Origin of the sequence: Stenotrophomonas sp. TEPEL (genome assembly GCF_004348785.1) — a bacterium.
Taxonomy (GTDB): Bacteria; Pseudomonadota; Gammaproteobacteria; order Xanthomonadales; family Xanthomonadaceae; genus Stenotrophomonas; species Stenotrophomonas indicatrix.
The window spans coordinates 855,196-864,679 of record NZ_QQXJ01000001.1; the positions used below are offsets into that span (position 1 = coordinate 855,196).

The 9,484-nt window shown below is 66.8% G+C and carries 8 protein-coding genes; 6 read left to right on the forward strand and 2 right to left on the reverse strand.

Features of this window, described 5'->3' with window-relative positions; translation table 11 throughout:
• Positions 1 to 148 precede the first annotated feature (148 nt).
• The 5 genes from TEP_RS03855 to TEP_RS03875 all read left to right on the forward strand — a co-directional run bounded on the left by TEP_RS03855 (position 149) and on the right by TEP_RS03875 (position 6,088).
• Positions 149 to 1,324 (forward strand): phosphoglycerate kinase, encoded by a 1,176-nt coding sequence (locus tag TEP_RS03855; RefSeq protein WP_093818782.1) that lies wholly within the window; start codon positions 149 to 151, stop codon positions 1,322 to 1,324.
• Positions 1,321 to 1,989, forward strand: coding sequence for an HAD hydrolase-like protein (locus tag TEP_RS03860; protein ID WP_132824331.1), 669 nt, complete (start codon positions 1,321 to 1,323; stop codon positions 1,987 to 1,989). The genes TEP_RS03855 and TEP_RS03860 overlap by 4 nt, the downstream gene beginning before the upstream one ends.
• A gap of 181 nt (positions 1,990 to 2,170) precedes the next feature.
• Positions 2,171 to 3,637, forward strand: a complete 1,467-nt coding sequence (gene pyk / locus TEP_RS03865) for a pyruvate kinase (RefSeq protein WP_032975201.1) — start codon at positions 2,171 to 2,173, stop codon at positions 3,635 to 3,637.
• A 197-nt stretch (positions 3,638 to 3,834) separates the two neighbouring features.
• On the forward strand, positions 3,835 to 4,839 hold the full coding sequence (locus TEP_RS03870; protein ID WP_025874258.1) for a class I fructose-bisphosphate aldolase: 1,005 nt from the start codon (positions 3,835 to 3,837) through the stop codon (positions 4,837 to 4,839).
• 136 nt (positions 4,840 to 4,975) lie between these two features.
• On the forward strand, positions 4,976 to 6,088 hold the full coding sequence (locus TEP_RS03875) for an ABC transporter substrate-binding protein (RefSeq protein ID WP_132824332.1): 1,113 nt from the start codon (positions 4,976 to 4,978) through the stop codon (positions 6,086 to 6,088).
• A 72-nt stretch (positions 6,089 to 6,160) separates the two neighbouring features.
• Here the strand turns inward: TEP_RS03875 and TEP_RS03880 are convergent, their stop codons facing one another.
• Positions 6,161 to 6,757 carry an O-acetyl-ADP-ribose deacetylase gene (locus tag TEP_RS03880; protein ID WP_132824333.1) on the reverse strand — a complete coding sequence of 199 codons (597 nt, stop codon included), beginning with the start codon at positions 6,755 to 6,757 and terminating at the stop codon, positions 6,161 to 6,163.
• Positions 6,758 to 7,091: 334 nt separating this feature from the next.
• Positions 7,092 to 8,051, reverse strand: a complete 960-nt coding sequence (cysK, locus tag TEP_RS03885; RefSeq protein ID WP_132824334.1) for a cysteine synthase A — start codon at positions 8,049 to 8,051, stop codon at positions 7,092 to 7,094.
• 208 nt (positions 8,052 to 8,259) lie between these two features.
• Between cysK and TEP_RS03890 the strand changes: the two genes are divergently transcribed.
• Positions 8,260 to 9,243 carry a LysR family transcriptional regulator gene (locus TEP_RS03890; protein ID WP_132824335.1) on the forward strand — a complete coding sequence of 328 codons (984 nt, stop codon included), beginning with the start codon at positions 8,260 to 8,262 and terminating at the stop codon, positions 9,241 to 9,243.
• Positions 9,244 to 9,484 lie beyond the last annotated feature (241 nt).

Genomic DNA, 9,484 nt, shown 5'->3' on the forward strand with positions numbered 1-9,484 from the left:
CGCCCACCCACAGCACCACGAAGCGCCAGTGCTTCGGCCGTTGCCGTTGCTGTTGCCGTTGGCCTCTGCCTGCCGCAGGCATCGCCACCCGATACAATGACCGTCTGCCGCACGCCGGCATCCCATCTCCAGAGCCAAAGAGTTGCCCATGTCCATCGTCCGCATGACCGACCTCGACCTCTCCGGCAAGCGCGTGCTGATCCGCCAGGATCTGAACGTGCCGATCGAGAATGGCCGCATCACCTCCGAACAGCGCATCACCGCTTCCCTGCCGACGCTCAAGCGCGCGCTGGAGCAGGGCGCGGCGGTGATGGTCACCTCGCACCTGGGCCGCCCCAAGGAGGGCGTGTGGAGCGAAGCCGATTCGCTGGCGCCGGTGGCCCAGCGCCTGTCGGTGCTGCTGGGTCGCGAAGTGCCGCTGGTGCGTGACTGGGTCGACGGCGTCGACGTGCAGCCGGGCCAGCTGGTGCTGCTGGAAAACTGCCGCATGAACGTCGGCGAGGGCAAGGACGATGAAGCCCTGTCGAAGAAGTACGCCGCCCTCTGCGATGTGTTCGTGATGGATGCGTTCGGTACCGCGCACCGCGCGCAGGCGTCCACCCATGGCGTGATCCGTTTCGCCCCGGTCGCTGCCGGTGGCCCGCTGCTGATGGCCGAGCTGGATGCGCTGGCCAAGGCCCTGGATGCACCGGCCAAGCCGCTGCTGGCCATCGTCGCCGGCAGCAAGGTCAGCACCAAGCTGGAGCTGCTGGCCAACCTGGTCGGCAAGGTCGACCAGCTGATCGTCGGTGGCGGCATCGCCAACACCTTCATCGCGGCGGCCGGGTACAAGGTCGGCAAGTCGCTGTACGAGCCGGACCTGCTGGATACCGCCCGGAAGATCGTGGCCGACGCCAAGGCGCGGGGTGCGGACATCCCGCTGCCGGTGGACGTGGTCACCGCCAAGCAGTTCCTGCCCGACGCGGCTGCCGAAGTGAAGGCCGTCGATGCGGTGGCCGAGGACGACCTGATCCTGGACATCGGCCCGCAGACGGCCGCGCAGTACGCACAGCTGATCGCCAAGGCCGGCACCGTGGTCTGGAACGGCCCGGTCGGCGTGTTCGAGTTCGAAGCCTTCAGCAAGGGCACCGAAGCGCTGGCCCGCGCCATCGCCAGTTCGCCGGCGTTCTCCATTGCCGGTGGCGGCGACACCCTGGCTGCGGTCGACAAGTTCGATATCGCCCAGCAGGTCAGCTACATCTCCACCGGCGGCGGCGCGTTCCTGGAATTCCTGGAAGGCAAGACGCTGCCAGCGGTAGCCGCCCTGGCCGCGCGCGGCGCATGAGCGTCGATCCGCGGGTGGACGGAGAAGAGCGTGCAACGCTCTTCTTCGACATGGACGGCACGCTGATCGATTCGGAAGTGGGCATCACCACCTGCATCGCCTACGCGCTGCAGAAGATGGACCACCCGGTTCCGCCACAGGAAACGTTGCTGGGCTGGATCGGCCCATCGCTGCGCACCACGTTCGCGCCCTTGTTCGGTGAGCCCGAGCGGGTGGAGCAGGCCGTGGCCTTCTATCGCGAGCGCTTCGACGTGGAAGGCTGGCGCGAGCATACGATCTACCCGGACATCGAAGCGGTGGTACGCGCGCTGCACGCACGCGGCCATCGCCTTGCGGTGGTCACCGCCAAGAACGAGCCGCATGCCCGCCGCATCGTCGAGCATCTGCCGTTCGGTGGCCTGTTCGAGGACGTGATCGGTTCAACCCCGGATGGCTCGCGCAGCAGCAAGCCGCAGCTGGTGGGCGAGGCGCTGCATCGCCTGCAGTTGGCACCGGAACGCTGCTGGATGATCGGCGACCGCCGCATGGACATCGAGGGCGCGCGTCACCACGGGCTGCGCAGTGTGGGCGTGCTGTGGGGCTTTGGTGGCGAGCAGGAGCTCGCCGAGGCCGGTGCCGGGCAGCTGGCCCGCGATCCGGCGCAGCTGCTGGCCTTGCTGGCCTGAGTTGGACGATGCCGCGCGCCGGGCCTTGCCCGGCGGCGTTTCCGCTGCCATCGACCAGCGTATGTCCGGAACATGTCCGGGCGATGTCCCGCAGAGTCAGGCAGCACAAGGCTGTAACCGTATACATGGGACGTGAAGGATGTGCTAATTTCCGTCCTTTAACGGGAGAGGCCCATCCATCATGTTCGAGCGTCAGCGTCGCACCAAGATCCTTGCCACCCTCGGTCCGGCCACCGATCCGCCGGGCGTGCTGGAGGATCTGTTCCGCGCCGGCGTCAACGTGGTGCGCCTCAATTTCAGCCACGGTGACCCGTCCGGCCAGGCCAAGCGTGCCGCCGATGTGCGCGCCGCCGCGCAGCGCGTGGGTGTGGAAGTGGGCATCCTGGCCGACCTTCCGGGCCCGAAGATCCGCATCGAGCGCTTCGCCGAGGGCAAGGTGCATCTCAAGGCCGGCGACCGCTTCGACCTGATCGCCAGCACCGATGCCGGCCCCGGCGATGCCACCCAGGTGGGCGTGAGCTACCTCGGCCTGCCGCAGGACGTGACCGCCGGTGACGTGCTGCTGCTCGACGATGGCCTGATGCAGCTGCAGGTGGTGGAAGTGCAGGGCGAGCGCATCATCAACACCGTGCTCAACGACGGTCCGTTGTCCGATCGCAAGGGCCTGAACAAGCAGGGCGGTGGCCTGTCGCTGGGCGCGCTGACCGAGCGCGACAAGGAACTGATCGGCATCGTTGCCAAGATCGGCGTGGATTTCATCGCCGTGTCGTTCTGCCGCAATGCGCAGGACATGAACGATGCGCGCGAGATCGCCGAATCGCACGGCTGCTACGCCGCGCTGGTGTCCAAGATCGAGCGCACCGAGGCCATCGAGAACCTGGAAGAGATCGTCGACGCCAGTGACGTGGTGATGGTGGCGCGTGGCGACCTGGGCGTGGAAATCGGCGATGCCGAACTGCCGGGCCTGCAGAAGAAGATCATCAAGGCCTCGCTGGCGCAGAACAAGGTGGTGATCACCGCCACCCAGATGCTGCAGTCGATGGTCGAAAGCCCGATCCCGACCCGTGCCGAAGTGCTGGACGTGGCCAACTCGGTCATCGACGGTACCGACGCGGTGATGCTGTCGGCCGAAACCGCCGCCGGTGCGTATCCGGTCAAGGCGGTCGAAGCGATGGCGCGCATCTGCCTGGGCGCCGAGCGCCAGTTCCAGACCGAGACCGACTTCGGCGCTTCGCCGCGCAACTTGGAACGTGCCGACCAGGCCATTGCCATGGCCACCATGTTCCTGTCCCAGCACGTGGGCGTGCGCGCGATCGTGGCGATGACCGAATCCGGTGGCACCGCCCGCTATCTGTCGCGTTTCCGTGCCTCGGCACCGGTGTTCGCGGTCACCCGCCACGACGGCGCCCGCCGGCAGATGGCGCTGATGCGCGATGTGTTCCCGATCAACTTCGACAGCCGCGGCTTCACCCCGCGCGAAGCCGCACGCGGCAGCATCCGCCTGCTGGTGGAGGGCGGCATGCTGCAGGCCGGCGATCGTGTGGTGTTCACCAGCGGTGAGCACATGGAAACCCACGGCGCGACCAATACCCTGCGCCTGCTGGAAGTGGGCGAAGACGGCCGCGCCAGCGGTCTGGGCGACCTGTAAGAGGGGGGGGCATCGGGTCGGAGCCGCGGCGCGGATCCGACCCCTGGGTCAGATCCCCGGAGGGGCTCTGACCCGATCCGGCAGGACATTTTCTGTCCCGCACAGACAGTGGAACCGGTTCCATCCGAGCCTCCACGTCGGGGCAACGGATAGCGGGGCTATACTTACGTTTTTCCCGCACCCGCCACAGGAAGTACATGAGCATCGAACAGCTGGCTGAAACCGCCCAGGCCATGGTTGCCCCGGGCAAGGGCATCATCGCGATCGACGAATCCACCGGTACCATCGCCAAGCGCTTTGCCAGCGTCGGCATCGAGAACACCGAAGAGAACCGTCGCGCCTACCGCGAACTGCTGCTGACCACGCCGAAGCTCAACGAGCACATTTCCGGCGCCATCCTGTACGACGAGACCATCCGCCAGTCGACCAAGGACGGCGTGCCGTTCGCCAAGTACATGTCCGACCACGGCATGATCCCGGGCATCAAGGTGGACAAGGGTGCGCACCCGCTGGCCGGCTGCCCGGGCGAGCTGGTCACCGAGGGCCTGGACGGCCTGCGTGAGCGCCTGCAGGAGTACTACAAGCTGGGCGCGCGCTTCGCCAAGTGGCGTGCGGTCATCAACATCGGCGAGAGCATTCCGTCGGGCACCTGCATCGAGTCCAACGCGCATGCGCTGGCCCGCTACGCCGCGCTGTGCCAGGAATGCGGCCTGGTGCCGATGGTCGAGCCGGAAGTGATCATGGACGGCGAGCACGACATCGAGACCTGCTACGAAGTCACCGAAGCCACCCTGCGTTCGCTGTTCGACGCGCTGTACCAGCAGAACGTGCTGCTGGAAGGCACCATCCTGAAGGCTTCGATGGTCATCTCCGGCAAGGGCTGCGACGAGCAGGCCGATGTCGAGGAAGTGGCCGAGTCGACCGTGATGTGCCTGAAGAGCACCGTGCCGGCGATCCTGCCGGGCGTGGTGTTCCTGTCCGGTGGCCAGAGCGATGAGCAGTCCACCGCCCACCTCAACGCCATGAACCAGATGGGCAACCTGCCGTGGCCGCTGAGCTTCTCTTACGGGCGCGCCATGCAGCAGGCAGCACTGAAGCTGTGGGCCAAGGACATGAAGGGCAACTACGCCGCAGCACAGAAGACCGTCTACGAGCGCGCCAAGGAAAACGGCCAGGCCGCGCTGGGCAAGTGGAACGGCTGATCCGCCGGTTCTGCAGCATGAACTGAACAGGGCAGCGCCGGCATCATGCCGGCGTTTGCTTTTGCCGGTATCGTTGCCGCCTCCCGCACGCCAGGCCAGTGTGGGGGGCATACATGGAAGGCCAAGGAGAAGAAACATGCGTATCACCGCAATCACGCTGGCCGTGGCCACCGTGCTGGCTGTCGGCGGCTGCAACCGGATGGGTGGCAGCACGGACATGGGCAAGGCCCCCTCGCTGGAGTTCGACAAGCCGGTGTCCGGTGAAATCACCTCTCGCAGCGGCGTCAATTTCAACGATGGCAGCCACCATCAGCTGTACCAGCTGAAGCTGGAAGACAAGCAACTGGTCGGCATCAAGCTGACCGGCGCGCTGCGCGGCTCGATCGCCGTGTTCAACAATGGCGTGCTGGTGGCCAGCAGCAGCTCGGGCTATGAGCGCGGCGACGACGTCTCGCTGGCATTCCGCGCCAACGGCACCGGCAGCTACCAGGTGGCCATCAATGCCGACGGCCCCTCCGCCTTCGGGCCATACCGCCTGCGCGCCGAGAAACTGGTGCCGTATGACGGCAAGCCGATGGTCGCCGAAGGCGAGATCGTCGACCTGCTGGTCTCCAAGTCGCAGGATTACACCCTGCAGGTGGACAAGGCGGGCATGTATGAGATTCGCCTGGAATCGGATGCGTTCGATACGGTGCTGAAGCTGGATGGCAACGGCGCACAGTCGGAGAACGACGATGGCGGTGACGGCACCAATTCGCGCATCGGCATGCCGCTGGAACCGGGCAAGTACACCCTGCGTGTGCGCAGCCTGGGCGACGACGGTACCGGCGCTTTCAAGCTGACGGCCAAGCGCGCCGAGTTGCCGGCCAACATGGTCATGCGTGATGGCACCACCCTGCCGAACGCCGGCAGTGTGTTCGCCATGCTCGATGGCGAAGGCCGCCGCCGCTTCCTGCTGAGCCTGCCGCGTGCGGCCGATGTGCGCCTGGACGCGATTTCCAGCCAGGTGGATACGGTACTGCGCGTGGTCGGCGGCGACGTGGAACTGGTCGATGACGATGGTGGCAACGGCACCAACGCACGCCTGGAAGAATCGCTGCCTGCCGGCCACTACACCGTGGACGTGTCCAGCCTGAGCGATGAAGCGGGCATGGTGGAAGTACGCGTGCAGATCGACGGCGCCGCTTCGGCCGCTGCTTCCGCGGCTGCTGAGGCGACCGTCGATGCCGCCGCTGAAGCGACGGACTGACGCCGCTGCAACGGATGCAAACGAAAGGCCGGGCATTGCCCGGCCTTTTTTCCTTCCCCGCCCGGCGTGGTTTCAATGCGCCGCCACGAATCCGGCATCGCCCAGTGGCGGCAGCAGCGATCCGCGCCCACTGTCGGCAACCTGGCCTGCTGCCGTCAGCGCCTGCTGGTAGGCCTTGGCGGTCGCCGTATTGAACGCTACCAGCACGATCTGCATCGGCTGTGCGTGGCTGCGCTGCCAGGCCGATGTTTCGGTGACCGCGATCTGCGCGGCCTGGTACAGCGGATAGCCATACACACCGCAGCTGATGGCCGGGAACGCGATCGACTGCAGGTTCAGCGATTCGGCCAGCTGCAGCGACTTCCAGTAGCAGTTGGCCAGCAGTGCCGGTTCGTCGCGCTGGCCGTCGTGCCAGACCGGGCCGACGGTGTGCAGTACGTACCGTGCCGGAAGCGCGTACGCAGCGGTGGCCCGCACCTCCCCGGTCGGGCAGCGCACGCCGGGGCGCAACTCCGGCAGACGCACGCACTCGGCCAGCAGGCCGGGGCCCGCCGCACGATGGATGGCACCGTCGACACCGCCGCCGCCGAGCAGTGATTCATTGGCCGCGTTGACGATCGCATCCACCGCCAGGGCCGTAATGTCGCCCTGCCACACTTCGATCTTCATGCGTCCGTCTCCTGCCTGTAATTGTTGCGCGCCGTGCCCATGCTGGCTGTACCCTTATCTTGCGGGACAGGACATCGATGCTGCGTCATGACCGTCTCACGCACTGCGATCCGCGCAGTTCATGCACCATGGCCGGCATCGCCTTCACGCAGGCTGAAGCAAGCACCGCTTCCGGGCGAAACGAAAGGTTCCGCAGTTGGGTGCTTCCGCTCCTGGGGAAAACTGTCCGCTTCCAACGGCCGCGCGCAGACAGGAGTGCCCACACAGCAGCGCCGCAATGCAAACGCCCACCACAAGGGTGGGCGTCATCCTGCTGTCATCGACAACGCGGCGATCAGGGCAGACCGGCCAGCCAGTCGTCGTCGGAACCTTCATTGACGTCGGCGAACAGCGGCGTGGAGAAGTAGCGTTCACCCGTGTCCGGCAGCATCGCCAGGATCACCGCGCCCGGTTCAGCGCGATCTGCCACGTCCAGTGCGCTGGCAACCGTGGCACCGGCGGAGATGCCGACGAAGATGCCTTCTTCCGCCGCCAGCCGGCGGGCGGTGGTGATCGCGCGGTCATCTTCCACCGTCACCAGCTCGTCCACCACATTGCGGTTGAGCACATCGGGCACGAAGTCCGGGGTCCAGCCCTGGATCTTGTGCGGCTTCCAGTCATCGCCCTTCAGCAAGGCGGCGCCGGCCGGCTCGGTGGCGATGATGCGGGTGTCCGGGCGGGCGACCTTCAGCACTTCGCCGACGCCGGTCAAGGTGCCGCCGGTTCCCCAGCCACTCACGAAGTAGTCCAGCCGCTTGCCGGCGAAATCACGCAGGATCTCCGCGGCGGTGGTGTTGCGGTGGTAGGCCGGGTTGGCCGGGTTGGCGAACTGGCTGGCCAGGAACCAACCGTGTTCCTCGGCCAGCTCGCGCGCCCTGCGCACCATGCCGCTGCCGCGTTCGGCGGCCGGGGTCAGGATGACCTTCGCACCGTAGGCCCGCATCAGCTTGCGGCGTTCCACCGAGAAGGTCTCGACCATGGTTGCCACGAACTTGTAGCCGCGTGCGGCGGCCACCATCGCCAGGGCGACGCCGGTGTTGCCCGAGGTGGCTTCGACGATGGTGTCGCCCGGCTTGAGCAGGCCACGCTGTTCGGCATCGAGGATGATCGCCAGCGCCAGGCGATCCTTCACCGAGCCGCCCGGATTGAAGGACTCGACCTTGGCGTACAGGGTCACGCCCTGCGGCGCCAGTCGCTGCAGCTTGACGATGGGGGTGTTGCCGATGGTGTCGAGGATGGAGTCGTACAGGGCCATGGGAGCGCTCCAGGAACAGGCCGCGCCGGGCTCGGCGGGCGGAAAGGAAGTGGGCTGGCTGTTCAGGCCAGCGGCTGCCGGCTGACCGTAGCGCCGGCATATGACGCCCGGAAATGACCAGATACCTTTCTTAAACAACCTTTGGTTATAAGCTGGTGACGGCAATTGACCCTAGAGTGGACCTCCGCCCCCACATCGCCCGCCTGCCATGACGCTGACCCAGCTGCGCTACCTGGTTGCCATCGCCGACGCCGAGCTGAACATCACGCTCGCCGCCTCGCGCGTGCATGCCACCCAGCCTGGGCTGTCCAAGCAGCTCAAGCAGCTGGAGGACGAACTGGGCTTCCTGCTGTTCGTACGCAAGGGGCGCAGCCTGGAGTCCGTCACCCCGGCCGGCACCGAAGTGATCAGCCGCGCCCGCGCGGTGCTGTCCGAGGCCAACAACATCCGCACCTACGCGGCCAACCAGCGCCGCGAGAGCCAGGGCCAGCTGATCCTGACCACCACCCACACCCAGGCCCGCTTCGTGCTGCCGCCGGCGGTGTCACGCATCAAGCAGGCCTATCCGCAGGTCAGCGTGCACCTGCAGCAGGCCGGTGAGGCCGATGCGCTGGACCGGCTGAACCAGGGCGATGCCGATATCGCGATCATCAGTACCGCCGGTAGCGAACCCGGCGATGGCATCGCCGTACCGCTGTTCCGCTGGCGGCGGCTGGTGGTGGTGCCCAAGGGCCATCCGCTGGATCGCGCCGGGCGCGCACCGGACTTGGCGGCATTGTCACGCCAGCCGTTGATCAGCTACGAATCCTCGACCCGTCCCAACTCCTCGTTGCAGCGAGCCTTTGCCGCGCAGAGCCTGGTACCCGATCTGGCGCTGACGGCGCTGGATGCGGACCTGATCAAGACTTATGTGCGTACCGGTCTGGGGGTAGGTCTGCTGGCCGAGATGGCGATCAGCGCCAACGATGAAGACCTGCGGGTATGGCCAGCGCCGGCACCGATCACCGAGTGCGTCGCCTGGGCGGTGCTGCCACGCGACCGGGTGCTGCGCGACTACGCGCTGGAGCTGGTGCATGTGCTGGCCCCGCAGATCGATCCGCGCGACCTGCGGCGGGTGCTGGATGGCAACCAGGCCGCGTCCTGGCCGGTGCCGCCGACCTGGGAATCGCTGACCCAGACCATCACGGTGTGAGGTTGGTCGAGCAGGGCTGCGCCCTGCACCTGCTACCGGCCGGAGCAACAGCAACAGCGTGCATTCCGTGGGGTGGCGGGGCGGTGTCGGAGTGCGGGGACGCCGCAAGTACGTCCCTGTAGCAACTGTGTTGCTGGAGGAGCGCCAGCCCTTCCGGTAAACGGGCACGGTAGTGCCGGCCGCTGGCCGGCAGCCTCAGGAGCAACGCCCTCTGGTGCGCTCAGGCGGGGATCGGTCCGCT

Excerpts from the sequence above, each read along its gene's own strand:
- TEP_RS03855 (WP_093818782.1), top strand. The coding sequence starts at position 149 with ATGTCCATCGTCCGCATGACCGACCTCGACCTCTCCGGCAAGCGCGTG.
- TEP_RS03860 (WP_132824331.1), top strand. The coding sequence starts at position 1,321 with ATGAGCGTCGATCCGCGGGTGGACGGAGAAGAGCGTGCAACGCTCTTC.
- pyk (WP_032975201.1), top strand. The coding sequence starts at position 2,171 with ATGTTCGAGCGTCAGCGTCGCACCAAGATCCTTGCCACCCTCGGTCCG.
- TEP_RS03870 (WP_025874258.1), top strand. The coding sequence starts at position 3,835 with ATGAGCATCGAACAGCTGGCTGAAACCGCCCAGGCCATGGTTGCCCCG.
- TEP_RS03875 (WP_132824332.1), top strand. The coding sequence starts at position 4,976 with ATGCGTATCACCGCAATCACGCTGGCCGTGGCCACCGTGCTGGCTGTC.
- TEP_RS03880 (WP_132824333.1), bottom strand. The coding sequence starts at position 6,757 with ATGAAGATCGAAGTGTGGCAGGGCGACATTACGGCCCTGGCGGTGGAT.
- cysK (WP_132824334.1), bottom strand. The coding sequence starts at position 8,051 with ATGGCCCTGTACGACTCCATCCTCGACACCATCGGCAACACCCCCATC.
- TEP_RS03890 (WP_132824335.1), top strand. The coding sequence starts at position 8,260 with ATGACGCTGACCCAGCTGCGCTACCTGGTTGCCATCGCCGACGCCGAG.